The sequence below is a fragment of the Thalassolituus hydrocarboniclasticus genome (genome assembly GCF_025345565.1).
Classification (GTDB): domain Bacteria; phylum Pseudomonadota; class Gammaproteobacteria; order Pseudomonadales; family Oceanobacteraceae; genus Venatoribacter; species Venatoribacter hydrocarboniclasticus.
In genome coordinates this window covers 1,370,820-1,396,254 of sequence record NZ_CP054475.1, presented here as the reverse complement: position 1 = coordinate 1,396,254, position 25,435 = coordinate 1,370,820, and the positions used below count along the sequence as shown (strand labels likewise).

General features: G+C 55.3%; 24 protein-coding genes. 12 read left to right on the top strand and 12 right to left on the bottom strand.

Translation table 11 applies throughout. From position 1 onward, the window contains the following. Together HUF19_RS06185 and HUF19_RS06180 are read left to right on the top strand one after the other, a co-directional pair. A complete protein-coding gene (locus HUF19_RS06185; RefSeq protein ID WP_260998965.1) occupies nt 1–5,880 on the top strand; it encodes an OmpA family protein in 5,880 nt (1,959 codons plus the stop codon). Nucleotides 5,881–6,038: 158 nt separating this feature from the next. After that, nucleotides 6,039–7,061: a DUF2804 domain-containing protein gene (locus HUF19_RS06180; RefSeq protein WP_260998964.1), complete on the top strand. Its 1,023-nt coding sequence runs from the start codon at nt 6,039–6,041 to the stop codon at nt 7,059–7,061. Between the two features lie 86 nt (nt 7,062–7,147). Here HUF19_RS06180 and ccmI read toward each other — a convergent pair whose 3' ends face one another. From ccmI to ccmA, 9 genes are read right to left on the bottom strand one after another with little or no spacing between them, the layout of a single operon-like run. Further along, complete coding sequence (gene ccmI, locus HUF19_RS06175) at nt 7,148–8,365, bottom strand: c-type cytochrome biogenesis protein CcmI (RefSeq protein WP_260998963.1); 1,218 nt, start codon at nt 8,363–8,365, stop codon at nt 7,148–7,150. Beyond that, nucleotides 8,362–8,823, bottom strand: a complete 462-nt coding sequence (locus HUF19_RS06170; protein WP_270049442.1) for a cytochrome c-type biogenesis protein — start codon at nt 8,821–8,823, stop codon at nt 8,362–8,364. The genes ccmI and HUF19_RS06170 overlap by 4 nt, the downstream gene beginning before the upstream one ends. Then, on the bottom strand, nt 8,820–9,335 hold the full coding sequence (locus HUF19_RS06165) for a DsbE family thiol:disulfide interchange protein (RefSeq protein ID WP_260998962.1): 516 nt from the start codon (nt 9,333–9,335) through the stop codon (nt 8,820–8,822). The genes HUF19_RS06170 and HUF19_RS06165 overlap by 4 nt, the downstream gene beginning before the upstream one ends. Continuing rightward, complete coding sequence (locus HUF19_RS06160; protein ID WP_260999475.1) at nt 9,332–11,308, bottom strand: heme lyase CcmF/NrfE family subunit; 1,977 nt, start codon at nt 11,306–11,308, stop codon at nt 9,332–9,334. Before HUF19_RS06160 ends, HUF19_RS06165 begins: the two co-directional genes overlap by 4 nt. Before the next feature lie 19 nt (nt 11,309–11,327). After that, nucleotides 11,328–11,789: a cytochrome c maturation protein CcmE gene (gene ccmE / locus HUF19_RS06155; protein ID WP_260998961.1), complete on the bottom strand. Its 462-nt coding sequence runs from the start codon at nt 11,787–11,789 to the stop codon at nt 11,328–11,330. After that, nucleotides 11,773–11,961: a heme exporter protein CcmD gene (gene ccmD, locus HUF19_RS06150; protein WP_145469383.1), complete on the bottom strand. Its 189-nt coding sequence runs from the start codon at nt 11,959–11,961 to the stop codon at nt 11,773–11,775. Before ccmD ends, ccmE begins: the two co-directional genes overlap by 17 nt. Then, nucleotides 11,961–12,707 carry a heme ABC transporter permease gene (locus tag HUF19_RS06145; protein WP_260998960.1) on the bottom strand — a complete coding sequence of 249 codons (747 nt, stop codon included), beginning with the start codon at nt 12,705–12,707 and terminating at the stop codon, nt 11,961–11,963. Before HUF19_RS06145 ends, ccmD begins: the two co-directional genes overlap by 1 nt. 5 nt (nt 12,708–12,712) lie before the next feature. Then, nucleotides 12,713–13,381: a heme exporter protein CcmB gene (ccmB, locus tag HUF19_RS06140; RefSeq protein ID WP_145469381.1), complete on the bottom strand. Its 669-nt coding sequence runs from the start codon at nt 13,379–13,381 to the stop codon at nt 12,713–12,715. Further along, a complete protein-coding gene (gene ccmA, locus HUF19_RS06135; protein WP_260998959.1) occupies nt 13,378–14,025 on the bottom strand; it encodes a cytochrome c biogenesis heme-transporting ATPase CcmA in 648 nt (215 codons plus the stop codon). Before ccmA ends, ccmB begins: the two co-directional genes overlap by 4 nt. A gap of 201 nt (nt 14,026–14,226) precedes the next feature. Here ccmA and fliK point away from each other — a divergent pair, with 201 nt between their 5' ends. Together fliK and HUF19_RS06125 are read left to right on the top strand one after the other, a co-directional pair. After that, complete coding sequence (fliK, locus tag HUF19_RS06130) at nt 14,227–16,107, top strand: flagellar hook-length control protein FliK (RefSeq protein WP_260998958.1); 1,881 nt, start codon at nt 14,227–14,229, stop codon at nt 16,105–16,107. 6 nt (nt 16,108–16,113) lie between these two features. Further along, nucleotides 16,114–16,404: an EscU/YscU/HrcU family type III secretion system export apparatus switch protein gene (locus tag HUF19_RS06125; RefSeq protein ID WP_260998957.1), complete on the top strand. Its 291-nt coding sequence runs from the start codon at nt 16,114–16,116 to the stop codon at nt 16,402–16,404. Between the two features lie 69 nt (nt 16,405–16,473). Here the strand turns inward: HUF19_RS06125 and HUF19_RS06120 are convergent, their stop codons facing one another. Next, complete coding sequence (locus tag HUF19_RS06120; RefSeq protein WP_260998956.1) at nt 16,474–17,136, bottom strand: TetR/AcrR family transcriptional regulator; 663 nt, start codon at nt 17,134–17,136, stop codon at nt 16,474–16,476. Between the two features lie 231 nt (nt 17,137–17,367). Between HUF19_RS06120 and hemN the strand changes: the two genes are divergently transcribed. Continuing rightward, on the top strand, nt 17,368–18,747 hold the full coding sequence (gene hemN, locus HUF19_RS06115) for an oxygen-independent coproporphyrinogen III oxidase (protein ID WP_260998955.1): 1,380 nt from the start codon (nt 17,368–17,370) through the stop codon (nt 18,745–18,747). After that, nucleotides 18,716–19,300, top strand: a complete 585-nt coding sequence (locus tag HUF19_RS06110) for a TlpA family protein disulfide reductase (protein WP_260998954.1) — start codon at nt 18,716–18,718, stop codon at nt 19,298–19,300. Before hemN ends, HUF19_RS06110 begins: the two co-directional genes overlap by 32 nt. Before the next feature lie 10 nt (nt 19,301–19,310). Here the strand turns inward: HUF19_RS06110 and HUF19_RS06105 are convergent, their stop codons facing one another. Further along, nucleotides 19,311–19,910, bottom strand: coding sequence for a hypothetical protein (locus HUF19_RS06105; protein ID WP_260998953.1), 600 nt, complete (start codon nt 19,908–19,910; stop codon nt 19,311–19,313). Between the two features lie 113 nt (nt 19,911–20,023). Here HUF19_RS06105 and HUF19_RS06100 point away from each other — a divergent pair, with 113 nt between their 5' ends. From HUF19_RS06100 to HUF19_RS06090, 3 genes are all read left to right on the top strand, one after another. Next, nucleotides 20,024–20,797 carry a GNAT family N-acetyltransferase gene (locus HUF19_RS06100; protein WP_260998952.1) on the top strand — a complete coding sequence of 258 codons (774 nt, stop codon included), beginning with the start codon at nt 20,024–20,026 and terminating at the stop codon, nt 20,795–20,797. 124 nt (nt 20,798–20,921) lie between these two features. Further along, a complete protein-coding gene (locus HUF19_RS06095) occupies nt 20,922–21,404 on the top strand; it encodes a DUF4442 domain-containing protein (RefSeq protein ID WP_260998951.1) in 483 nt (160 codons plus the stop codon). A gap of 78 nt (nt 21,405–21,482) precedes the next feature. After that, a complete protein-coding gene (locus HUF19_RS06090) occupies nt 21,483–21,815 on the top strand; it encodes a hypothetical protein (protein WP_260998950.1) in 333 nt (110 codons plus the stop codon). A 3-nt stretch (nt 21,816–21,818) separates the two neighbouring features. Here the strand turns inward: HUF19_RS06090 and HUF19_RS06085 are convergent, their stop codons facing one another. Next, nucleotides 21,819–22,757, bottom strand: a complete 939-nt coding sequence (locus HUF19_RS06085; protein ID WP_260998949.1) for a diguanylate cyclase domain-containing protein — start codon at nt 22,755–22,757, stop codon at nt 21,819–21,821. Between the two features lie 274 nt (nt 22,758–23,031). On the opposite strand from HUF19_RS06085, the gene HUF19_RS06080 reads away from it, so the two are divergent. From HUF19_RS06080 to HUF19_RS06070, 3 genes are read left to right on the top strand one after another with little or no spacing between them, the layout of a single operon-like run. Then, entirely contained in the window at nt 23,032–23,838 is an 807-nt protein-coding gene (locus HUF19_RS06080; protein ID WP_260998948.1) for a glucosaminidase domain-containing protein, read from the top strand. A gap of 1 nt (nt 23,839) precedes the next feature. Beyond that, nucleotides 23,840–24,214: a PilZ domain-containing protein gene (locus tag HUF19_RS06075; protein WP_260998947.1), complete on the top strand. Its 375-nt coding sequence runs from the start codon at nt 23,840–23,842 to the stop codon at nt 24,212–24,214. Nucleotides 24,215–24,248: 34 nt separating this feature from the next. Continuing rightward, nucleotides 24,249–25,433, top strand: coding sequence for an acetate/propionate family kinase (locus HUF19_RS06070; RefSeq protein ID WP_260998946.1), 1,185 nt, complete (start codon nt 24,249–24,251; stop codon nt 25,431–25,433). The last annotated feature ends 2 nt before the right edge of the window (nt 25,434–25,435 follow it).

The window sequence follows — 25,435 nt, the reverse complement described above, 5'->3', positions numbered from 1 at the left end:
ATGCAGAACAGCCTGCAACGCATTCGCACTCAACTGTTGAACCGCGGTCGTAAGACCGCCGTTCGCGGCTGTCTGGCGTTTGCCGTTGCCGGCTGTTTGCTGCTCAGTCAGCAGGTATTGGCCGCGGTTACCCCGGCCAATACTCCCATTACTAATACCGCTGTTGCTTCTTTTGAACGCAGCAATGGTTTAACCGACAGTGTCAGCAGTTCTGCAACACTGGTTACTGAAGAAATTAATCCGGCGGCCGTCGCTCCGACTCCGGCCGAGATGCTGCTACTGCACAACGGCGGATCATCCGCTTCCGGCACCATTATTAATGGCAGTGAATGTGCCGACAGCAGCGGTAATTTTTCTGCATTAACCGCTTTTACCGATTTATCCGGCAATGCACAGTCTTTGCCTGGCAGCTACCAGCTGAATGCCGTCGAATACGGTTTTAAAATTGGTGAGCCTTTAATTATTCAGGTGGTGGAGCTGGATAAAAATCTGAATTCAGCCCGCCCCGACCAGATTGAAATCGATGTCCGCAACAGCAATGGTTCAGACACCGAACATTTACGCTTAACCGAAACCGGCGACAATACCGGTATCTTTGTTGGCGTTTTGCCGACACGTTTAAGCGACAACAATAACGTGAATTACGATTGTGCCCTGTCATTATCCTATGGTCAGAACGCCACCATCAGTTATCAGGACAGCAGCGACGTAACCGATACAGTAACGCTGAATACCCGCTTTGACCCATACAGCCGCATCTTTGATGCACAAACCGGCGCACCGGTTAATGGCGTAACCGTTACCTTAATTAATGCCGATACCGGTAATCCTGCCACCGTGTTTGACGATGATGGCGTTACCCCATGGCCTGCCAGTGTTGTCACCGGCCCTAAAGTTCAGCGCCAGTCGATAGGCATTGCCGCTCTGGCCCGCGATGCCAACAGCTTCCCCGATGGCAGCTTCCGTTTCCCTTATGTGCCGGCCGGAAATTACCAGCTGCAGTTTGAAGCACCGGCAAAATACCGCGTACCATCGCAGCTGGACAGTAACGATCTGAATAATGTGCCGAATGGTCCGTTCGAACTGAATACCATTTCCCGCGGCGAAGTGTTCAGTCTGGCGGGCGGCCGGGTATTTATTTCCGACATCGCCGCCGACCCGCTTGAAGGTGGTGTATTACTGAGTAAGACCGCCAGTAAAAACGAAGCCGGCATTGGTGATTTTGTACAGTTCAGCATTCGCCTGAATAATGCTCAGGTGGCCGTCAAAGGCGCCAATATTATTGACCAGTTGCCATTGGGAATGCGTCTGCGCAATGGCTCTGTGCGTATTAACGATGAAAAAATTGCCGACCCGGTGATCAGCAGCAACGGCCGCCAGCTGACTTTTGCCCTGCCCGATATCGATGCGAACGGCTCACTGCTGCTGACGTACGTCACCCAGATTACCGCCCAGGCACAAGGCGCATTAATCAACAAAGCCTGGCTGGTTGATGATGAAGTGCAGAGTAATATTGCCCAGGCTCAGGTACAGATCGCCGACGAATTTTTTAAAGACAGTGCGCGTTTGTTTGGCCGCGTCTACCTCGACGACTGTAACGGTAATCTCGATGCCGAAGCCGTCTCCAATGTGCGTCTGTTTATGGAAGACGGCACCTATGTCGTCACCGATGCCAATGGTGAATGGCATATCGAAAACGTCCGTCCGGGCACCCACGTGGTGCAGCTGGATACCGCCACCATTCCACCTTATATGGAAGTGGTCAGCTGCGATGAGCGCGGTTTCCACGCCGGCCGTGCATTCAGTCAGTTCGTCGATGTGCAGGGTGGCAGTTTCTGGCGCGTTGATTTTGCGCTGAAAATGAAAACTCCGGAAAGCGGCGAAATCCGTCAGCGTTTAAGTCATCAGCTGGTGCCGCTGGCGGCCATGCAAAATGGTCAGCTGCCTTACAACTCGCCGGTACCGGAAAAACTGCGCTTCACCGTTGACGTCGAAGGTAACGGTCTGGAAGTGAATAACGTTATCCAGATGATCGCCCTGCCCGACGGTGTTATTTACGAACCCGGCAGCAGCGTACTGGATAATGTCCCATGGGAAGATCCGCAGATTTCTTATGGCACCCTGATTTATAAACTCGGCGACAAACCGGCCGACTGGACACACCAGCTGCAGTTTTCTGCCATCATCAGCGATAAAGCCGACAGTGGTGATTTAACCACACGTTCGATTACCCGTTTCCAGATCGAAGGGCAACCGAAACAACAGCTGAAACCGGCCAGCACCACCGCGGTGTTGCAGCTGCCGCCGGATGATGGTCAGGTAAAACCGATTAATCCGCCGAAATTCGATAATTTTTCTGATGTTTTAACACCGGAAGATAAATCGAATCTGAAAAACGTAATCGACCGTCTGGCCGGCCTGCGTAATTTAACCGTTGAGGTGGTTGGCCATACCGACAGCACACCGATTGCCCGCCGGAATAAACATATTTATGCCGATAACCAGGCACTTTCTGAAGCCCGTGCATCGTCTGTAGCCCGTTATCTGGCCGAACAGCTGGGCGTTGAGCCGCAGAATATCCGCGCCGTGGGTAAAGGCTCTTCTGTGCCGGTGGCCAGCAATGCCAGCCGTGACGGCCGCGCCTTAAACCGTCGCGTGGAAGTCAAAGTACTCAGCGGTGATCCGGATATCCGTCTGGCGACCGTTGCCAGCGATATGCAGATTGCTTCAGTACAGGCCAGCCTGCCCGGCTTTATCCGCAATCTGCCAGCGACCGCCGCCGGTAATCCGGCTGCTCTTATCGCTGAGCAACCAATGCCGGAATTTGATGAGCACTGGTTTAAAACCGCCGCCGATCAGGCCCAGTGGCTGTGGCCACCGCTCGATCGCAGTCCGGCCATTGGCTCGGTAAAAATTGCCATCTCCCACGGCGCCGGTGAGCGCGTTAAATTATTGCTGGATGATCAGCCGGTCAGCCCGCTGAACTTTGATGGCACGACACGTAACAGCAAACGCGATCTGGCGGTCAGTATCTGGCGCGGTGTGGATATTCAGCCCGGCCCTAACCGCTTCAGCGTGTTTGTGATTAATAAAGACGGTGACATCGTCGATCAGTTTGAGCGCACCGTGCAGTACGCTCAGGAACCGGCCAAAGCAGAGCTGATTGAAAGCCAGAGCAATGCCGTGGCTGACGGTCTGACTCCGGCCACGATTGCTGTGCGTCTGACCGATAAAGACGGCTTCCCGATCCGCGCCAATATTCTTGGCGATGTTGAAGTTCAGGCACCTTATACCCTGTACGATGAAAGCCGTCAGATTGAAGGCAACCCGCTGGGCAATATTCAGCAGCCACAATACCGCGTAGGTGATAACGGTGTGGCGCTGATCCGCCTGACCCCAACCAACCAGGCTGGCGAAGCGGTACTGACCTTCCGTCATGCCAATGGCCAGAAAGATGAACTGCGTGTGTGGCTGAAGCCTGCTCCGCGCGACTGGATTCTGGTCGGTCTGGGCGATCTGGCGGTCGGTTATAACAGCGGCAATGGTGACCACAACAGCCGTCAGGCCGCTGGCGTCGACGACAATCTCTGGCACGATGGCCGGGTTGCCTTCTTTGCTCAGGGTCAGGTGCTGGGTGAATGGTTACTGACCGCCGCCTATGACTCCGGCAAGCCGGAAGCCGAAGCTTTTGCCAGCGTAATCGAGCCCGACCGGTATTACACCCTGTACGGTGATGCCAGCCAGCAACAGCTGGACGCCAGCTCAGCACGCAAGCTGTATGTACGTCTGGAGCGTGAGCGCTTCTACGCGATGTTCGGTGACATCAACACCGATCTGAACAACAGCACTCTGGGCCGTTACAGCCGTAAGCTGACCGGTGCTCAGGCCGTCTACCATGGCGATGTGGTTGAACTGTCGGCCTTTACCAGCCAGACCAGCAATGGCTTTGTGCGTGATGAAATTCAGGGCGACGGCACCTCCGGTCTGTATCGTCTGCGCAATAAAAATATTGTGCTGAACAGTGAAAAAATCCGCATTGAAACCCGCGACCGTTATCGCAGCGAAGTCATTATCAGCAGCGAAGACCTGAACCGTGATGCCGATTACGTTATCGACTATCAGGACGGCACCCTGTACTTCAAAGGGCCGGTAAGCAGCACCGATGAAAACTTTAATCCGCGCTATATCGTGGTTGAGTACGAAACCGAAGCCGGTGATGACCTCGGTTATATCAGCGGCGGGCGGGCCGGAGTCAAACTGCTGGATGAGCGCATCAAAGCCGGCGTGACCGCCATTACCCAGAATCAGAGCGGTGATGACCGTCACCTGACCGCCGCCGATGCGCGCATCACTCTGGGTGATACCGAAATCAAAGCCGAAATTGCGCAAAGCGAAGAAGTGGTGAACTCCGCCGCCGCAACCGCTAACGCGCATTTAGTAGAAATTACACACCGTACCGAACAGCTGCAGGCTACTGCCTATGTACGCAGTCAGGACGAGAACTTCGGCCTTGATCAGACCGCACAGGGTGAAAATGACTACCGTAAAGAAGGCGTACAGGGCAGCTACTACTTAAGCGACCGCGACCGTCTGCAGCTGGAAGGTTTCCACCATCAGCAGCTGAGCACCGGCTTCGATAAATACCAGACTCAGCTCGACTGGGTACACCGTCTGGATAACGACCAGCAGATCTCCTTCGGCCTGCTCAGCGCACAGGAAGAAAACGAAACTGAAGACCAGTACACCGACCAGTTGACCGCCGGCTTCAGTACCCGCGTACTGAACGATCGCCTGACACTGAACAGTATGCTCCTGGCCAATGCCAGCGCCCGCAGCGATGCCTTCGACCAGCTGCGCCTTGGTGCCGATTACCGCCTGACCAATGATCTCAGCCTGTTCGCTGAGCATGAAACCGGGTTTGAATCGGCAGCACCGGAACGCACTGTGCTGGGTATGCGTGCCACCCCATGGAGCGGCGCCAAAGCTCAGCAAAGCATCGAACAGGTTGAGCAGGATGATGCCTACCGTCTGTTTGCCGTGTCTGGCCTGACTCAGGAAATCGCCCTCACCGACGCCCTGAGCGTCAGCCTCGGCTTTGATCAGGCGCGTAATCTGGAAGCCAATGCACCGGGCGAAACCTCAGACAGTACCGAAGACTTCCACGCCACCCACGCCGGTATGTCGTACCGCACCAGCCTGTGGCAATGGAATAACCGTGTGGAATACCGCGACGGCAGCGACAGCGATAAATGGGTAGCCCGCACCAGCCTGTACCATCCGCTTAACGATGCGCTGGCCACCGGTGGCAGCCTGAATTATTTCAAAGAAGACGGCAGCAGCAGTTACAGCAATCAGCTGGAAGCGAGCTTCGATCTGGCCATCCGCCCGCGCCGCCACCCTTATGCCCTGCTTTGGCAAACCCGTTGGGTGCAGCAGGCTGAAGGCGGCGAAGGCACGCCAAGCCGCTCACGCAAACTGATTAACAATGTACACGGCAACTGGCTGTTCACGCCTGCCAACCAGCTGGCCGCCCAGTACGGTATCAAGCGCGTGCTCGATCAGTACAACAGCGATGATTACGCCTCCACCACCGACTTTATGGCGGCTGAATGGCGTCATCACCTGAATCCGACCTGGGATATCGGTGCCCACGGCCGTCGTCTGCACAGCTACGAAGCTGGTCAGACCGCGCACGGTACCGGTGTATCGGTTGGCTGGATTCCGCAGACCAACGTCTGGCTCGGACTGGGTTATAACTTTACCGGCTTTATCGATACCGATTTCTCCGCCGCTAATTTCACCGCCAAAGGCGTGTACCTGAAAATGCGCTTCAAAGCGGATCAGGAAACCCTCGCCACCCTGCGCGCGGCGTTCTACTGAGCGCCGCACGCTGCAATACTGCCCCCGCGGAATATCAGAACTGTCACTAACTGACTGGACGCAACCGTTGCAAACGCTGACAATACGCCATCATTCTCAAATAAAAGTGCCGGCTTTTTATCCGGTTGCTTGATAACAAAAACCGATAAGGAACTGGCATGACTTCCCGTGACCAACTGATCAACGCTCAGGGCCAACCGGCATTTGGCATTTTTCCTGATGGCGTCAGCGAGCTGAACTATCTCGATTATGATCTGCGCTCTCCCATGGACCGTAAGCGCAGTGCGCTGGCCAAACGTTTTGGCTTTAATCAGTTTCAGTTTGTCAGTTTTATCAGCCCACAGTTAATTGTCGGTCTTGCCATTGTCGATCTGAAACTGGTGAGTAACGCTTTTCTGTATTTATACGATCCGGAAACGGAAGCCTTCGAAGAATTCAGTTTTCTGCAACCGCTGGGCAAAAACACTCATATCGAACCACGGCCGAATGACGGCAATGCTGAATTCCGCAAAGGCGGTAATACATTCAGCATCAAAGCCAGCCGTACTCCGGGTGTGCGCAAGGTATCGGTGTCACTGGCCAAGGGCGTACACATTGATGCCACCATCGACGAAAGCACTTCCTATAACCCGCTCGCGATCTGTACCCGCGCCGGTTACCAGGGCTGGGTATTTACCCAGAAAAGCACCGCTCAGGTCTGTAATGGTGTGGTCGACTGGCACGGGAAAAAATACGATCTGCAGGCCATTGGCGCGCTGGCTGGCGTCGACTGGACCGGCGGTTTTATGCGCCACGAAACGTTCTGGAACTGGGGCAGCCTGTCCTGCCTCCTGAGCGATGGCCGTCGTCTGGGCTTTAACCTCGCCGCCGGGGTAAACGAAACCGGCTTCAGCGAAAATGCCATCTGGTTAGACGGCAAGATGATTAAAGTGGATATGGTGGATTTCCGTTTTGACCGTTATCACCCGGATCATTCCTGGGCGCTGCGCTCCGCCGATGGCAGCATTGATCTGCACTTTGAGCCTAAAGGCCGCCGTCAGGAAAAAACCAATGCGCTGATTATGGCATCCAATTTTAATCAGTACTTTGGCCAGTACCACGGCGATATTCATCTGCCGGATGAAAGCATTCATCTCGAAGGCGCCTGGGGTCTGGTCGAAGACCACTACGCCCGCTGGTAAGTAACTTTCTGCTGTTACGACATAAAAAAACCGGGCATGGCCCGGTTTTTTATTTTTGGCTGTTACTGCTCTGATCAGGCTTTTTGTCAGGGTACAAGGCTGCCGATCATCAGCTTAACCAGCTCTTTTTCCTGATTACTGACCGGCGACTGCTCAGCCTGCCAGTCACCGCTTTGTGGCATTGGCTGACCGGATTTGGAAATGCGCGCCACCAGAGTCACCTGCTCATGACTGCTCAGGTTCATACCCGGGGCCATCGCCTGGGCATCGCTCAGGGTAATCACCTGTGGTAACTGAGCAACGGTCAGCTTCTGTACGGCTAATGGCATCGGTGGGCCACTGACAGCACGGGCCAGAACAAACACGGTATCCGCCGGATCAACAGCCGCTTTCGCTTCTGCAGAAAGATCGACCAGCACTTTAATTTCAGCGCGTTTCATCCAGCTTAAATCGACCTCGCCGCCCTGCTCACGCACATGCTCAACCGCACGTAAAATGCCTTGCGCCAGCATCTGCGCTTCCGGGGTGTCACCCATGCTCAGCCACAGCTGACGCCAGTAATTAACCGCACCCTGATAATCTTTTAATTCAAACGCGAGCATGCCGGCCATACCTAACGCCTGCGGATTGCCCGGGACCAGCTCAAGCGAATCTTTCAACAGCTGATACATGCCGTTATCCGCTTTCTGATCAGCAGCAAAAAAACGTGCCTGGGCCAGAAGACTCATGGTGGCAGCACGATCGGCAGTAGCTTCTTCCGGTAATACCACCAGAATGTCAGCAAAAACCTCTGCGGCTTCAGCAAAGTTGCCATTAGCATTCAGCAAGCGGCCGCGCAGATAATTCCATTCAATATTGCCCGGCTGCTTTTGTCCGGCAGCGGCAAGACGCTCGATTAATTCACTGCGTTCCGGCGGTGTCAGTTCAGCCTGACTGGCTTTTTCCAGCAACTCAGTGGCGCGCATTTCGTTGGCTGCTCCCCACTGCTGGTACAACAACACCGTCGCACCAACAGACACAACAAACAAAGCGGCAGCAACCGGCCAGCGGTAGCGTGCTGAAGCCTTTGTCTGAGCGCTTACAACAGTGCTGTTCGCGGCCAGAAATTCACGGTCCAGCTCCAGCTGCAAAGCCTGCTTCTGCTCTTCGTCCAGATCACTGGCGGCCAGCTCATCGGTACGCTCCTGATACAGACGCAGATTTTCTTCACTCTGATAACGGTCATCGGCTTTTTCCCGGTGCCAGACCGGCACCAGCAAAAACATCAGCAGTAACAGACTCAGTAATAACAGTGCCCAGATCATGAAGATTTCGCCTTATTTTTTAATGCCTGCAGACGTGCCTGTTCTTCTGCACTCAGTGGTTTCGGTGGTTGTTTCTGACCACGACGGATCAGCACCAGTAACAACAGACCAAAAATGAAAACCAGCGCCGGGCCAAACCACAGCAACACGGTTTCTGCGCGGAACGGCGGGTTATAGCGTACAAAATCGCCGTAACGGTCAACCAGATAGCCGACAATTTCTTCGTCACTCTGACCTTCCTGCATCAGCTCATACACTTTATCGCGCAGATCAACCGCGACCGGTGCATTGGAATCCGCCAGGTTCTGGTTCTGACATTTCGGGCAGCGTAAATCCTGCGCCAGCTGCTCGAAGCGCGCGGCATCCTCAGGATCGTCAAAGGGGTATTTATAACCATCGACCGTTGCCAGCGCTGACAGTGGCAGCAACAGGCAGAGAAACAGAAACATTTGCTTCATTGCATCGCCTCAAATTGCGGCTGCAGTTTGGCCCAGACCGCAGTATTCAGATCGCCGATATGCTTAGCGCGGATAATCCCTTTGCTGTCGACCAGAAAGGTTTCCGGTGCGCCATAAACGCCCAGCTCCAGACCTAATTTTCCGTCCGGATCAGCGATATTAAACAGATAAGGATTGCCGTACGCGCTGAGCCACTGACGGGCTTTAAAATCATCGTCTTTGTAATTAATGCCGACGATTTTAACGCCTTCTTTTGCCAGCTCATTTAAAAAAGCATGCTCAGCTTTACAGGTTGGGCACCAGGTGGCCCAGACGTTCACCAACACCGGTTCCTGCGGCAAATGATTGGTGCTTTCGCCGGACTCAACGGTATTAAGAATAAAGGTCGGAAACGGCTTACCGATTAAGGGTGACGGCAGCGAGGTTTTATCCTCCTGACCCAGACCAATCCAGAACAGAATGCCCATGGCAATAAAACCGACCAATGGGATAAACAGGAACGCGCGGTTCATGCGGTCACCTCCTGTGCAGTGTTTGCCTGAGCATTATTCTGTGGTGCATTTTTACGCTGGCGGTAACGTTTATCCAGCATGGCCAGCAAGCCACCCAGCGACATAAAGATCGCCCCCAGCCATACCCAGCGCATAAAAGGTTTTACCTGCAGACGCATACCCCAGGCACCATCGGCCAGAGGTTCACCCATAGAGACATACAGATCGCGGAACAACGATACATCAATCGCCGCTTCAGTCATGATCGAACCGCTGGCGTTGTAACGGCGTTTCTCCGGTTGCAGCAGAGCAATCTCGCGCTCACCGTCATACACGCGGAAACGAACAGCATCAGACACGTAGTTCGGTCCTTCTACATGGCCGGCATCAACAAATTCAAAGCGGTAATCGCCGAGCATTTCTGAATCGCCTTTGGCCATACGAACCGATACTTCAGTGCTGTAATTCGCCACCATAGTGACGCCGATAATGGTAATCGCCACACCCAGGTGCGCCAGTACCATGCCCTGATAGCTCAGACCCAGCTGCGGAATGCGGCTTAAACGGCCACGGGCTTTTTTCCACACATCCACCAGCGTGGCACCAATCAGCCAGAAGCTGACGCCCATACCCAGCAGCACTTTCCAGTTCATTGTGCCGTCAGCCAGCAGAGGCACGGCAAAGCCCAACAGCACAGCGGCAACCATAGCCGCCACGGTTTCAGAGCCCAGACGCTTGAGGTCATCGGCTTTCCAGCGCGCCATAGCACCCAGCGCAATCACCAGCCCCAGTACCACACTGATCGGCACAAACATAAAGTTGAACCAGGACGCACCCACCGACAGCTTGCCCATGCCCATAAAGTCGATAATCAGCGGATACAGGGTGCCCAGCAGAATGGCAAAGGCCGCCACCAGCAACAGCAGGTTATTAAGCAGCAGGAAGCTTTCCCGCGACACCCAGCTGTAACGGCCCACCGACGCCACGGTCGGCGCTTTAATGGCATACAGCAACAAAGAGCCACCGACACAGATACCCAGCAGCGCCAGAATAAACACCCCGCGCTCAGGGTCAGAGGCAAAGGCGTGTACCGAGGTCAGTACACCGGAGCGCACGAGGAAAGTCCCCAGCAGACTCAGAGAGAAGGCAAAAATAGCCAGCAGTACAGTCCAGCTTTTGAACAGACCGCGTTTTTCCGTCACCGCCAGCGAATGCAGCAACGCAGTGGCCACCAGCCACGGCATTAATGAAGCATTCTCAACCGGGTCCCAGAACCACCAGCCGCCCCAGCCAAGCTCGTAATAAGCCCACCAGCTGCCCAGAGCAATGCCCAGGGTCAGAAAGATCCAGGCGGCCATAGTCCACGGACGTGACCAGCGTGCCCAGGCGGCATCCAGACGCCCGCCCAGTAACGCCGCCAGAGCAAAAGCAAAGGCCACCGACAAACCGACGTAGCCCATATACAGCGTTGGCGGGTGCACGATCAGACCAAAATCCTGCAGCAGCGGATTCAGGTCAGCGCCTTCGTGCGGCATGCTTGGCAGGTTACGTTCAAAGGGGTTGGAAGTTTCCAAGGTGAACAGGATAAAGCCCACCGACACCATCCCCATAATCGACAGCACCCGTGCCACCATATCCAGCGGCAGCGATTTGCTGAACCAGGCAACCGCCAGTCCCCAGCAGCCCAGCATGGTTACCCACAGCAACAGCGAGCCTTCATGAGCGCCCCACACAGCACTGATCTTGTAAGCCGTTGGCAGAGCGGTATTGGAGTTTTTGGCAACATAAGCCACCGAGAAATCATCCACCACAAAGCAGTAAGCCAGAATCACCAGACTGATTAGCAGAAACACAGCCTGCGCACTGGCCAGCGGGCGGGCATAAGCCATCAGCCAGCCCTGACCACGGCGCACACCAATCAGCGGCAGCACACTCTGTATAGCAGCCACCAGCAGGGCAAAAATCAGTGCCAGCTGGCCAAATTCGGGCAGCATTCCGGACAGGTTACCCATATCAGTATCTCGCTTCTTCCAAGGCCCGTTTACCGTCCTGATGCGCTTTTTCCAGCGCATCCTGTACTTCTGGCGGCATGTAGTTTTCATCGTGTTTTGCCAGTACTTCGGAGGCGACGAACACACCGTCTTCACCAAGCTGGCCAAGGGCGACAATGCCCTGCCCCTCACGGAACAGATCCGGCAGGATACCTTCGTAGGCAATGGTCACTTCCGAGCGGCCATCACTGACCACAAAGCGCACACCCAGGCCGCTGTTATCGCGTACCACGGTGCCCGGCTCAACCAGACCACCGGCGCGGATAGTACGACCAACCGGCGCTTCACCGCTGGCAATCTGGGTCGGGGTCATAAACAGATTGATATTCTGGCTGAGTGAATACATCAGCAGACCAACGGCGCTGCTCACACCGAGAACCATAAACAGAATCAGAGTCAGACGTTTTTTACGCTTGGGGTGCATGCTTTTTCTCCCGGCGCAGACGCTGGGCCTGCTCTTTCAGTAAACGACGACGGCGCAGCAACGGCTGAGCCACATTTAAAGCAATAATCACAGCGGTCAGACCATAGGACAGCCAGACATACAGGCCGTGGTGGCCCATGGCCAGAAACTCGCTAACACTGTTGAATTCCATCAGGACTCCAGAATCTGTTTGACCCAGCTGCGCTTACGTTCATGCCATAAGATTTCATTGCGCGTACGCAGAATCACCAGCAGAGCGAAGAACACATAGGTGGTAACAATCATAATCAGCAGCGGTATCAGCATGTCCGGATGCATGCTGGGTTTTTCCGTCAGCTTCAGCGTGGCCGGCTGATGCAGGGTGTTCCACCACTCCACTGAGTATTTGATAATCGGAATATTCACCAGACCGACCAGCGACAGAATGGCGCCGGCGCGGTAAGAGCTGTCTTCAGACTCCATCGCCTGCTGCAGCGCCATCACGCCAAAATACAGAAACAGCAGCAACAGCATGGACGTTAAACGCGCATCCCATACCCACCAGGTACCCCAGGTTGGCTTGCCCCAGATCGCTCCGGTCAGCAGTGCAATCAGGCAAAAACTGGCACCGATAGGCGCAATCACCTTCGCCACCCAGGCCGCCATTTTCATGCGCCAGATCAGGTACACCGCACCGGCCACCGCCATCATCATAAAAGCGCTTTGCGCCAGCAGTGCAGCCGGTACATGGATATAAATAATGCGGAAGCTGTTGCCCTGCAGATAATCCGCGGGCGCATACAGCAGCCCCAGAACCAGACCGACGACTGTGCCGATCACCGACAGAACGGCCAGCCAGGGAATCCAGCCGGTGGTAATTTCATAAAACCATTTGGGTGAACCCAGACGGTGATACAGCTGTTTAAGCCACTGCCACATAACAACTACCGCGATAAGTTGAGTTTTAACGCCGCTGCCGAAGCAAAGGGCGTCAGACATAACGCCAGCGCCAGCATGGCGCCGAGAAAACCAATCTGGCCGTTCCAGGCCATACCAATGCCCGCATGGTACACCGCACTGGCAGCAAAAATCAGAACCGGAATATACAGCGGCAGAATCAGCAGGCTGAGCAGCAAGCCACCGCTGCGAACACCCGCCGTCAGTGCCGCACCGACGGCACCGAGCAGACTGAGTACCGGAGTGCCCACTGCCAGACTCAGAATCAGTGCCCAGAAAGCATCATCCGGCAGCGCCAGCATCAACCCCAGCACCGGCGCCATCAGGGTTAACGGCAGGCCACTGATACACCAGTGCACCAGCGCCTTGCCCAGCGACATGGCATATAACGACTCGCCGGAGGCCAGCCATTGCTCCAGCGAGCCATCTTCCACATCGGCTTTATACAGAGCATCCAGCGACAATAAAGTTGCCAGCAACGCGGCCACCCAGATCACGCCGCCGGCAATCTTGCTTAAAAACTTAGGGTCCGGATCAACCGCCAGCGGGAACAGCGCCGCCACCATTAAGAAAAACATCAGCGGATTGAGCCACTCGCCGGGATTGCGCGCCGCCAGCAGCAGATCACGCTTGATGGTTGCCGTTACCAGGCTCATGCGCGTGCACTCCCCAGCTCCAGCTGTCGCAGGCTGGCGATATTCTCCAGCGCATGGTGGCTGGTAATAATCACCGCGCCGCCACTTTCAACCTGCCGCTGCAGGCGGCCTTCGAGCCAGCGCACCCCGGCTTTATCGAGTGCAGTAAAGGGTTCATCAAGAATCCACAACGGGGTTGGCGCCACACATAAACGCGCCAGGGCCACACGCCGCTGCTGGCCGGCCGACAATTGCTGACAGGCGGTTTCTTCATAACCGCCCAGCTCAACCTCATCCAGTGCCGCCCACAGCTGATCTTCGCTGACGCTCCAGCTGCTGACCAGCCAGCGCAGGTTCTCCAGTGGCGTCAGCGCTTTTTTCACCGCCGCCAGATGGCCCTGATATAAACGCTGTGACGCATACGCAGAAAAGTCATCGGTCAGAGGTTCACCGCACCACAGCAGCTCGCCTTCATAGTCACGGTTCAGTCCGGCCAGCAGACGCAGCAGCGTGGTTTTACCGGCGCCGTTCGGCCCCGCCAGCTGCAGCAGATCACCGTTGCCAACCGCAACATCCAGCTGCTCAAACAGCACCCGGTCGTCGCGTTCACACAGCAACTGCCGGGCCTGCAAGTCGATAATGGTGGAGCCTGACGTGGCGGTCATGATGAACCTTATTCGAAAAAATCCGCGGCATTATATACAAAATCCCTCTGTCGGGACGGAAGCCGCCGAACTAAGATGGGTAAAGATGCGTAAACCTTGGCCGATATCAACGTTATGCTGCCCGATTCCGTCCCGCTCGTCTCATCTGCCACCCTGAAAGCCGCCGCTCTGAACAAGGTTCAGGCTGACGCGGACCGGGCTGTGGACGCCTCTGCCCAGAGCAAAACATCAGGCAGCGCAACAGCGGCTAGCGGAACAGACGCAAAAGCCACACGCCAGTCAGCCACGCAGAGTTTTAATGCCAGAGTCATCAGCAGCATCGCCACCGATGACGGTTACCGCCTGACCCTCGAAGGCCAGGACAACTCCGGCAAAGCTCAAACCCTGCAGGTCAACAGTCAGTCCCCATTGCCGCGCAATACCGTCTTAACCCTGCAACTGAGCGAAGATGCAGACGGCCAGATGCGCCTGAGCGTAACGGACATAAAACTCCCGCCGCAGACCAGCCCGTTACCGGAAACCTCAGCCAGCACTCTGAAACTGGCCGCCGAGGCGCTGCTGGCCAGCCTGAAAAACAATGACAAAACCGCGGCGCAAATACCTGTACCGCCAACACCTGTACCGCCAACAACAGGCGCCACAAGCAACAATCCCGGTGTCTCACAGACAGGACAACCGGCAGCGCCTCTGCCCGCTCTGATCAGCCAGTTTCTGGCCAGCCGCCTGCCCTTGCTGAACACAACAGCCACAACCTCTGCGCCGCTCAGCAGCATATTGCCGGCCGGAGTCAATTCAGCCGGTATCTATACCAACCCGGCCAGAGCACCAGCGGGCAACAGTACTGCACCAATGACAGGTTCAGCAGCCGGATTGCCCGGCACGGTCAGCACGCCATCCGGCGCAACTCAGATGGGAACAGCAACGGATAGTGCACGGCTCTTACCGGGCTCAGCTTCAGCTTTGCAGCAACTGTTACAGCAACCCGGACTGCCAGCCAGTGTACGCCAGCCGCTGCAGCAGTGGCTGAACCATTTGCCGCAAATACCGCAGCTGCAACAGCCCGCAGCCCTGCGTGAAAGTGTGCTGAACAGTGGCCTTATGTACGAAAACAAAGTAATGACCCTGCTGCAAAGCGCACTCACACAGCCAGCTCCGGGTATGTCTGGCCAAGGTATGTCTGGCCCAGGTATTTCTGGCGCAGCAACACCAGACTCCGCAATAACCTCAGACAGCAGCTCGCTGTTCCGTACCCTCTGGGCCAAAGCCGGAATGGCGCAAGCGGCGGAACATCTGCAAACACTCAAAACGGCATTACAGGCTGCAGGCAATACTTCAAATACCCCTTCCGGAGCGGCACCAGCCAGTCCAGCAGATGCCTTAACAGCAGCCCTGCAAACGACGCGCGAGCGACTTGAAACAGCAACAGAAACGCCCGCTCCTGCAATCAGCAACAGCCTGCTGCAAAAGATTGAGCACCTTCTGCACAGCGACAGTAAAGCCGCCATGGGCAAAGCGCTGCTTGCCTGGTTGCAGATTATTGCCCAGCACCGTGGCAGAGATGGGCAGGTCTCCGCACCGCGGGAGCTGCCACTGTCGTTGCCAGCCGGTCTGCGTGACAACCTGCCGGAAGGCTTTCGCCTGCTGCACAGCACTCTGGCCCAACTTGAAGTGGATCAGGCCCAGCGTCTGCAGAATGGCGGCGACAACAGCCTCAGTATTCCGCTGTATTTCCGTGATGATCAGCAGCCCAGAGAAATCCGCCTGCAACTGCAGAAAGAAGAAACCGGCGGCAACGATAGCGAGCAGAAAAAAACCATCCGCTGGCGTCTGAAACTGCATTTCGAACTGCAGCAACTGGGTCCACTGGACGTGGAGCTGGACATGACCCTGCCGCAGGTCGCCGCAACCTTCTGGTCAGAACAGCAGGACACACTGGCACAGCTGCAACGCAGCCTGCAGCCGTTACGCAGCCGCCTGCAGCAGATGGGAGTCGACGTCAGCGAGTTACGCGCCCGCCACGGCCGGCTGCCGGAAACCAGCCGCAACAGCATCAGACAGAGTCTGGTGGATGTGCACAGTTAAGGAGGCATGATGAGTATTCCGCAATCCCTGCTTGAAGCCAGCGCAGCCATTGCCCTGAGTTATGACGGTGTCAGCGCCCCCAAAGTCAGTGCCAAAGGACAGGATGAGCTGGCTCAGGCTATTATTCAGCTGGCACTGCAGCATCAGGTGCCGGTGTATGAAAATGCCTCACTCATGCGCTGGCTCGGACAGCTCGATCTGGGTGATGAAATCCCGCAGCAGCTGTATCAGGTGATTGCCGAGATTCTGGCCTTTGTGTATGCGCTGGAAGGTAAGACTCCGGGGCAAGTGTCTTAACGCCTGACGGCAACAGAGCATAAAAAAACGCCGGTTAAACCGGCGTTTTTTATTTAAGCATCAGACAGCTCAAACAATACGTTCTGCCTGACGCTCCAGCGTCGACAGTAACCAGCTGATATGCGCCTGCACCACCTCATCCGGAATCAGATCCACGCCGGCCAGTAACATCGGCAATGCGCGGTAGCGGTAGGAATCAATCAGACCGTGAATAGAAGCAACGAAGAACAGCGCCAGCTGTTGTTGCGCAGCTTCGCTGCGCTCTGCCATCGACGGCACGGCATCGCTGAGTAACGACAGCAAATGGCGCTGCCACTCCTCAACCAGACGTCCGACCTGCAGCTGAATATCCTGATCAACGGCTTCGGTCTCATCCAGACTGAGCAGCGGCGGCTGAAACATCAGCTGATAATAGCCGGGAAAGCGCTGGGCAAAGGCAATCAGCTGTCCGGCAAAAGCATAGAGAGAGTCCGTGGGACTGCTGCTGTTCGACATCTGCTCGTTGATATCAGCGAAGGCCAGATCAAAGCCGCGGCGGCGGGTATGAATGAATAACGATTCTTTGTTCGGGAAGTAGTTGTAAATATTGCTCGCAGTCATTCCCAACTGCGACGCCAGCTTGCGCATGGACAGGTGATGAAAGCCAACTTCAGCCATCACGCTGGAAGCACTGTCCATAATTCGTTCACGCTGCGCCGCAATTTCTTCCGCTGTAAACGGCTTCTTTGGCATGTCCCCACCCCTTTCAAGTCTCTGCTTCTGCAGATGTCATTATTTAGCAAAGCTTCACAGACCTATAAAACGTCCGTTCTTTTGCAAAATCAAGACTGTTAGCGGCCAAAGTCGTAAAAAGTTGAATACATGTCAATTAAATGTCGCGACCAGCATCTTGATATGGCGCAAGGCCCGGTGAGCACTAAGTCCTACAATGACGGCTGATTTTTTACTGCCTGTGACGACACCATGACTGAACAACTCCTGTGGGACCCGCTGCTGATTCAGCGTTACAACAAACCCGGTCCGCGTTACACCTCCTATCCAACCGCCGTTGAATTCCGTCCGGCAAGCAACGATCTGGATGAACGGGCAGCGTTCTGTCAGCGCGATAACAGCAAGCCATTATCGCTTTATATTCATATCCCGTTCTGCCGCCATGTCTGCTACTACTGTGGCTGCAATAAAATTGTGACCAAGCACACCGAGCGCGCCGCTCCCTATCTTGAGCAGCTGAAAAAAGAGATTCTGCTGAAGCGGGCCCTTTTGGATAAAAGCGCCGTGGTTGAACAGCTGCATCTGGGTGGCGGTACGCCGACCTTCCTCAGTGACGATGAGCTGAGTGATCTGATGCACTTCCTGCGCGAGCATTTTAACTTCAGCAGTGCCGACAGCGCCGATTACTCCATTGAAATCGACCCGCGCGAACTGCGCCCGGACACCCTGAAAGTACTGCGTTCGCTCGGCTTTAACCGTCTGAGTTTCGGCGTACAGGATCTGGAGCAAAAAGTGCAGGAAGCGGTTAACCGTATTCAGCCGGAGTCCATGATCCGTGCCGTGATGAATGAAGCCCGCGCGCTGGGTTTCCGCTCCATCAATATGGATCTGATCTACGGCCTGCCCTTCCAGACGCTGGAAAGCTTCGACCGCACTCTCGACAGCATTATTGAGATGTCGCCCGACCGCCTGTCGGTGTTTAACTACGCCCACCTGCCGGAGCGTTTCAAACCACAACGCCGTATCTGTGCCGACGACCTGCCTGGCGCCGATGAAAAGCTGACCATCCTCGGCCACTGCATCACCAAACTGTCAGCCGCCAACTACCACTATGTTGGCATGGATCACTTTGCCAAACCTGATGATGAACTCGCCCGCGCTCAGGCTGCTGGTAAGTTACACCGTAATTTTCAGGGCTATACCACCCACGGCGATTGTGACCTGATCGGTTTTGGCGTGTCATCCATCAGTCAGATCGGTGACTATTACCTGCAGAATCAGGCCACTCAGGAAACCTGGGAACAGGCGCTGAACGATGACCGTCTGCCAACCATGAAACAGCTGGTCACCAGCAGTGAAGACAAACTGCGGCGTACCGTGATCGCCGAACTGTTGTGCCACCTGAAATGTGAATTTGCCATGCTGGACGGGCAGTTCGGCATCGACAGCCGCCAACATCTGCAAAGCAGCCTTGATGAACTGCAGCCGATGGTGAATGATGGCCTGGTGATCATTGATCCACACGCCATCCGTATCACCGACAAAGGACGCTTATTGGTGCGCAATGCCTGCATGGCATTCGATACCTATCTGCAGCAACATGAGCAACAACGATTCTCCAAAGCCATCTGATTCTTCTCTCCGCAGCGTGCGCAGCAAATGGCTGCGCCGCGGCGCCGAACTCCTTCTCTTTGTTGTATTGTTCAGCGCCCTGAGCCACTGGCTCAGCCGCCATATGCTGGATTCCGGCAGCTTTGCGCCATCGCTGCATTTGCCCCTGCTGCAAAGCAAGCCGACGGCCGCGGCCAGCAGCGACCTGAGTTCCGCCACTCATCAGACCGCCGATCTGAGCTGGCCTGCCCCACAGTCGCGTACTCTGGTGTATTTTTTCGCGCCCTGGTGCAGCGTTTGCCGGGTCAGCATGCCCGGACTCAATCTGCTTGGCTCTGAAGACCTGCGTATTGTCGCCGTCGCACTGGATTGGGAAAGCCCGCAGGAAGTTACCGACTTTGTCAGTTCGGTGGGGTTCAGCGGCGAAGTTCTGCTCGGCGACAGAAACACCGCTGAGCAATATCAGGTACAGGGTTACCCGAGCTATTACGTGATGGATAAAAACGGTGAAATCCTGCATCAGGATCGTGGCCTGAGTACGCCGCCAGGGCTTTGGCTGCGTACTCAGTTATGACTGGCCAGGATCAGAGCAAACCGGGCTGACCACTCCAGAAGCCCCAGCTATCCCCGTCGTACTGCAGATAAACGCGTTTCTCAAAGGGCTTATCAAACGACTCAAGGCTGCGGCGCAAAGTACGCGCCGTACGGAAAGCCGGGTCTTTGACCCAATCCTGCAGATCATCGACATACCACTGAATGTAGGCTTCAGCGTAGTAATAATCGCCAACCAGATAGGCGCTGGATAATTCAACAATCTGCTTCAGTTTGCCGGTGCCATAATAGAAGCCTTCCTGAGTTCCCTGTTCCCGGTGTGCCAGCGGATAATCGTATATCCATGTCGCCAGCACTTTGCGTTTACGCCGGCCATCTTCTTCGACTTCCGCCATCTTCATTTGCTTATCGCGCTGTAACAGCCCATGACGGAACAGCGCATCCAGTAAACCGGCGTCTTTATCTTTGCTGCTGCGCTCAATTTCGTAAGGCATGGGAAAAGGCAGCCACAAGAGTGGTTCGGCCTGTAAAGCCCGGGATACCAGCGCAGCGGCGGCATTCTCGCCGATCACCGGTTGTGCAGATACAGCGCCACAGAACAGCAACAGGGTAGTAATAAATAATGCTTTCATAGTACCTCCTGCCTTTCAGCATAGCTTTCCTGCCGATGAATGTCGGGCCTGTCATGGAAATGTCACAGGCCTGTCTTAGAGTCGCGCTGATCAATAAGCAAACAGGACTGACTATGCAGCAAGCCACTGCACGCCAACAGACCGCTCCTCTGGAGTCACCTCTGGATTCTCCGCTGGTTGCCCGTATTACACAGGACCCGAAGGAAATTCGTCAGGCTCTCGAACTGCGCTATCGTGTTTTTGCCGAAGGCATGGGAGCAAGCTTACCGACCGCCAGCGAAGGCATTGATAAAGATAATTTCGACGATCTGTGTCTGCACCTGATCGTCAAAGACGTCATCAGTGATCAGGTGGTGGGTTACAGCCGCATCCTGACCAATGAACTGGCACAACGCGCCGGTGGATTCTACTCCGCCACCGAGTTTGACCTCAGCAATATCGTGCGGCCGGGAAAAACCTATATGGAAATCGGCCGTACCTGCGTTGACCCGGATTTCCGCAGCGGCGCTGTTATTGGTCTGCTGTGGTCGGGCATCGCTCAATTTATGTCAGCGCACAATATTGATTACCTGATGGGCTGCGCCAGCATCCCGCTGAACGAAGGTTACGCGCGCACGATTGCGATTGTGAATCATCTGCGTGATAAGCATTTCACCGCCGAAGACATGCGCGCCGAACCTAAGGTTCATATGCCGCGCATTGAGGTCGATATTGACGGTAAATCACTGGTGCCATCATTGCTGAAAGCTTATCTGCGTATTGGCGTCAAAGTCTGCGGCGAGCCCTGCCTCGATAAAGATTTTAATGTCGCTGACGCGCTGATTCTGCTCGCCCGCGAAGACATCAACCAGCGCTACCTGCGTCATTTCACCAAAAGCGATCTCTGACGCAGAGCGGACATCTGCTGTTTAAAAATAATCAGGAGCCTGCGGGCTCCTTTTTATTTCTGCCTTTTCCGCATCAGCCACAACCGCTAGACTGCGCGCCCGCTTCTGTTCCTGCGAGAGCTTTATGTTTAAGAAATTTAACCAGTGGCTGAGTTCGGCTTCCGGCCTGCGCCGCATCCTGAACATCTACGGGCCTTATCTGGGCGCTGGTGTAAAAGTCCGCTATCTGGCCAAAGATTTCCGCGAAGCCAGAGTGGAAATGAAACTGCGCTGGTTTAACCGTAACTATGTCGGCACGCATTTTGGCGGCAGTCTTTTCTCGATGATCGACCCGTTTTATATGCTGCTGCTGATGAACAGTCTCGGCCGCGATTACATTGTCTGGGACGCCAGCGCCGAAATTGATTTTGTTAAACCCGGCCGTGGCGTCGTCAGTGCCCACTTTATGGTTACCGATGCCATGCTGGCCGAAATCCGCGACCAAACCGCAAACGGCGAAAAATTTCTGCCGACCTATGAGGTTAATATCCTTGATGCCGATGGCGAACTGGTCGCCCGCGCACGCAAAACCCTGTATATCCGCCGCAAGCCCGCCCGGAGTCATTAATCAGCCGCTCCTGTACGGCATGATATCGACGGTCTGCTACGCTTAAAGCAGTCACCATCGATGTTGTACAGGAGCCTTATGTCCACCATGACCATCAGTCAGGCCAGCGAACTGATCTGGGACCTGATTCAGACACTGGAAGATGCCTACTGGGAAGCCAGCAACTGTGAAGAGAAAGATCAGGTGTTCAACCTGATGCAGTTGTTAAATGCAGAATATATGGAGTTACTGAAAGTCAGCATTCAGGATCACCATTACGAATACGAAGTGATCAGCACCGGGCTGGTATCGCTGCAGCAGGCACTGGAAGATTTCCAGATTATTGCCCTGAAGAAAACCCGGCGCCTGAGTACTTCTTCGCGTCTCGGCGCTCTGCTGAACAAACTGAGTGCCACATTAAGTAAGCACTGAATCTCAGTGCTCCAGCAGCTGGCGCACCAGCGCCAGATTCACGGTCTCACTGCACTGATTCCGCCCCGCCGATTTGGCAGCGTACAGAGCTTCATCGGCGGCTGTCAGTAACAGCTCATAGCGTTCATCAGCCTGCGGCTCACACCAGGCCAGGCCGATACTCACCGTCACACAAGGACTCACCGGCGAAGCCGCATGAGCAATGGCCAGCCCCGCGATGGCCTCCTGCAGGCGCTGAGCCACCACCGCCATTCCTTCGAAATGAATGGAAGGCAATACCAGTGCAAACTCCTCTCCACCATAACGGGCGACCAGATCCCGTGGCCGCTGTACCGTTTTGGCCAGACACTGTGCCACCAGAATAAGGCAACGATCACCCTGCGGATGACCATAGTGATCGTTAAAACGCTTGAAGTGATCAATATCCACCATCATCAGGCCGATATTGCCACCTTCGCGTTGCGCCCGGCGCCACTCGGCGCCGAGGAATTCATCCAGATAACGGCGGTTAGCGATCTGTGTCAGCCCATCCGTGACCGACAACGCTTCCAGCCGTTTGCATTGTGCCCGGTGCGCCAGCTGCTTTTTGATACGCGCCAGCGCCAGTAAAGGGCTCAGCGGTTTACGCAGATAATCCGCAACCCCTGCCATCAGGGCCTCGGTTTCCAGTCTGTCATCAGCTGCGCCCAGTACCAGAATGTCGCAATGACGGGTTTGCGGATGACTCTGCCAGCGGCGACAGAACGTACCGAGTTCTTCGTTCAGCAACCCCTGTTCAAGAATCAGTAAATCCGGTGTCTGCGACGGCTCATCCAGCCAGTCATACAGCTGAGCACGGTTAATCACACCACTGATACTGACTTCCGCGGCCAGCAGATCGCCCAGCTGCGCCTGCAGAGCAAGGGTTTCAGCGGCAATGATGACCAATGGCTGACTGGACATAGAATCGGCTTCCTGAATATTCCGTCGGAGACACACTCTGGCGCAGCCGGTGTGCCTTTATTGCTTTATCGGCAAGAATACACCAAAGCGCATAACCGTTAACAAAAAATCACTGGACTGAGCATATAAGACAAATTTCTGACTTTTATGCCGCTTTATTACGTCATTTAAAAGAACAGCCCATTACCGACGTTTCTTCACGCTCCGGTACTGGGGGGAATGCGTTAAATTCGCTAAACTTAGAGCATCTTTCTTAAAAAAATCAGTTTCTTACATGCTAAAGTACTTTGTCTTTATCATCATTGCCGGACTCAGTGGCTGCAGCCGCGAAGACGTTCCGCCAAACGACACCCAGGCCAGTGTGGCAGCGGTCGCGGTACAACCGTTGCCGGATTTCACGGTCTATCAGGATGTTACAGAAAAGAAAAAAGCTTTTTTCACCTACCTTATGCCCCTGATCGAAGAAGCCAATACCCGCATTCTGGCCGAACGTCAGGTGGTCGAAAAATGGTTTCTGGCTCCCGAAGAACTGACCGAGCGTGACCGCGCGACGCTGCAGGAACTGCTGGTCAAATATCGTGTGAATACCGATGACGAAGATGAGCAGAAAGAACTGCTGTTACTGCGGGTCAATACCATTCCGCCATCGCTGGTGCTGGCCCAGGCCGCCAATGAGTCCGCCTGGGGTACTTCACGCTTTGCTCAGGAAGGCAATAACCTGTTCGGTCAGTGGTGTTTCCGCGAAGGCTGCGGTCTGGTGCCTGAAGCCCGTGGTGGCAGCTCACGCCATGAGGTGCGGACGTTTGAGTCGCCACTGGAGTCGGTGGAAAGCTATATGCGTAACCTGAACAGCCATCCGCGCTACCGCGAATTGCGTGAACTGCGTGAAAATGAGATCGAACAACAGGGCTACGCCAGTGGCAAAACCCTGAGCGAAGGTCTGCAGGGTTACTCGATCCGTGGCCAGGAGTATATTGACGAAATTCGTAATATGATCGAACACAACAAACTGAACCGTTATGATCAGCAGCCTCTGCAGGAAAACCTTCCCGCCGGGCAGCAACCAGTCCCCAGGGGGTAATGTGCAAGCCAATGAACGACGTTTCCGTCAACGCTACGATGCCTCACCGCTGAAGCTGGAAATCCGCAAACTGAGCCTGTTTGGCCGGCCGAAAAAAGCGCATATGGCCATTGCCCGTGACTTTGCCATCGGCGGCATTGCCATTATCTCGCCACTGAAAATGAAGGTTGGCAAGCGCCTGCTGCTCAGCATCGAAAGCCGCGATCACCGCCTGCAATCCATTCCCGCAGTCATTATCCGTGCGGAAGCCTGTGAAGGTGACTATCTCTATGCGCTGAAATTCAGCCTGGGGCAGCTTCCGGAAGTTGCCAGCCGTGGCGCTTACACCGTTCTGCAACGTCTGGAAGTTAGCCTGAAATCTGCCAGCCCGGCCTGAGCCGGGCACACCCCGTCAAAGCAAGGAATCTGCTGTGAACCAATCTGTACTCGTCATTAACTGTGGCAGCTCATCCATCAAATTTGCCCTTTACGCCAACCCCGCTGAGCCAGCGCCTCTGCTGACGGCACTGGCCGAACGGCTTAATGAACATCAGCCCAGTCTGCGTATTAAGGGCGCCATTGAATATCAGGGCGATCTGCCTGCCGATTCCGGCCATAAAGCCGCACTGCTGAGCTTTATCGATCGCTGTGGTTCTGTGCTGCAGAACCTGCAGGGTATCGGCCATCGGGTGGTGCACGGTGGCGAACTGTTCCACGCCAGCACCCTTATTGATGATGAACAGCTGCAGCGTCTGGCGACTCTGTCCCCTCTTGCTCCCCTGCACAATCCGATCAACCTGCTTGGGCTTGAACTGTGCCGCGAGCTGTTTACCGGCGTGCCGCAGGTCGCCGTGTTTGACACCGCCTTCCATCAGACCCTGAGTGAGTCTGCTTATCTGTATGGCGTACCTTATGAGTGGTATGAGCAGGATGCAGTACGTCGCTATGGTTTCCATGGCACCAGCTACCGCTACGTGGTACAGGAAACCGCCCGCCGCCTGAATAAAGCCGCGGAAGACTGTAATCTGCTGATCGCTCACCTTGGTAACGGTTGCAGCGCCAGCGCTGTACTGTGTGGCCGCTCGGTCGACAGTTCGATGGGCCTGACACCGCTGGAAGGTCTGGTGATGGGCTCACGCTGTGGCGATATCGACCCCGGTTTAATTGAGCATATGCAGCGCAGCCGTGGCCTGACACTGGAGCAGACCATGAGCGAGCTTAACCGCAACAGCGGCCTTAAAGGTCTGTCGGGCCTGAGCAACGATATGCGCACCCTGCTCGCCGCCGAAGCCGAAGGCCATGAAGGCGCGCGCCGCGCCATTCAGGTGTTCTGCTTCCGTGTTGCGCGTCAGTTCTCTGCACTGGCAACCTCATTACCGACCATTGATGCGGTGGTGTTTACCGGCGGTATCGGCGAACACGCCGCACCGGTACGCCAGCGCATTCTGGCCGCCTGGCGCCTGATGAATTTCCGCCTCGACAGCGAGCTTAATAACCGGCACGGTGATGAACAGGGCCGCATCAGCCAGCCCGGCTCACCGCTGGTGATGGTGGTACCGACCTCAGAAGAGCGCATGATTGCCCTCGACACTTACCAACTGATTGCTGCGAACTGATA

Excerpts from the sequence above, each read along its gene's own strand:
- HUF19_RS06185 (WP_260998965.1), top strand. The coding sequence starts at position 1 with ATGCAGAACAGCCTGCAACGCATTCGCACTCAACTGTTGAACCGCGGT.
- HUF19_RS06180 (WP_260998964.1), top strand. The coding sequence starts at position 6,039 with ATGACTTCCCGTGACCAACTGATCAACGCTCAGGGCCAACCGGCATTT.
- ccmI (WP_260998963.1), bottom strand. The coding sequence starts at position 8,365 with ATGATCTGGGCACTGTTATTACTGAGTCTGTTACTGCTGATGTTTTTG.
- HUF19_RS06170 (WP_270049442.1), bottom strand. The coding sequence starts at position 8,823 with ATGAAGCAAATGTTTCTGTTTCTCTGCCTGTTGCTGCCACTGTCAGCG.
- HUF19_RS06165 (WP_260998962.1), bottom strand. The coding sequence starts at position 9,335 with ATGAACCGCGCGTTCCTGTTTATCCCATTGGTCGGTTTTATTGCCATG.
- HUF19_RS06160 (WP_260999475.1), bottom strand. The coding sequence starts at position 11,308 with ATGCTGCCCGAATTTGGCCAGCTGGCACTGATTTTTGCCCTGCTGGTG.
- ccmE (WP_260998961.1), bottom strand. The coding sequence starts at position 11,789 with ATGCACCCCAAGCGTAAAAAACGTCTGACTCTGATTCTGTTTATGGTT.
- ccmD (WP_145469383.1), bottom strand. The coding sequence starts at position 11,961 with ATGGAATTCAACAGTGTTAGCGAGTTTCTGGCCATGGGCCACCACGGC.
- HUF19_RS06145 (WP_260998960.1), bottom strand. The coding sequence starts at position 12,707 with ATGTGGCAGTGGCTTAAACAGCTGTATCACCGTCTGGGTTCACCCAAA.
- ccmB (WP_145469381.1), bottom strand. The coding sequence starts at position 13,381 with ATGAGCCTGGTAACGGCAACCATCAAGCGTGATCTGCTGCTGGCGGCG.
- ccmA (WP_260998959.1), bottom strand. The coding sequence starts at position 14,025 with ATGACCGCCACGTCAGGCTCCACCATTATCGACTTGCAGGCCCGGCAG.
- HUF19_RS06125 (WP_260998957.1), top strand. The coding sequence starts at position 16,114 with ATGATGAGTATTCCGCAATCCCTGCTTGAAGCCAGCGCAGCCATTGCC.
- HUF19_RS06120 (WP_260998956.1), bottom strand. The coding sequence starts at position 17,136 with ATGCCAAAGAAGCCGTTTACAGCGGAAGAAATTGCGGCGCAGCGTGAA.
- hemN (WP_260998955.1), top strand. The coding sequence starts at position 17,368 with ATGACTGAACAACTCCTGTGGGACCCGCTGCTGATTCAGCGTTACAAC.
- HUF19_RS06110 (WP_260998954.1), top strand. The coding sequence starts at position 18,716 with ATGAGCAACAACGATTCTCCAAAGCCATCTGATTCTTCTCTCCGCAGC.
- HUF19_RS06105 (WP_260998953.1), bottom strand. The coding sequence starts at position 19,910 with ATGAAAGCATTATTTATTACTACCCTGTTGCTGTTCTGTGGCGCTGTA.
- HUF19_RS06100 (WP_260998952.1), top strand. The coding sequence starts at position 20,024 with ATGCAGCAAGCCACTGCACGCCAACAGACCGCTCCTCTGGAGTCACCT.
- HUF19_RS06095 (WP_260998951.1), top strand. The coding sequence starts at position 20,922 with ATGTTTAAGAAATTTAACCAGTGGCTGAGTTCGGCTTCCGGCCTGCGC.
- HUF19_RS06090 (WP_260998950.1), top strand. The coding sequence starts at position 21,483 with ATGTCCACCATGACCATCAGTCAGGCCAGCGAACTGATCTGGGACCTG.
- HUF19_RS06085 (WP_260998949.1), bottom strand. The coding sequence starts at position 22,757 with ATGTCCAGTCAGCCATTGGTCATCATTGCCGCTGAAACCCTTGCTCTG.
- HUF19_RS06080 (WP_260998948.1), top strand. The coding sequence starts at position 23,032 with ATGCTAAAGTACTTTGTCTTTATCATCATTGCCGGACTCAGTGGCTGC.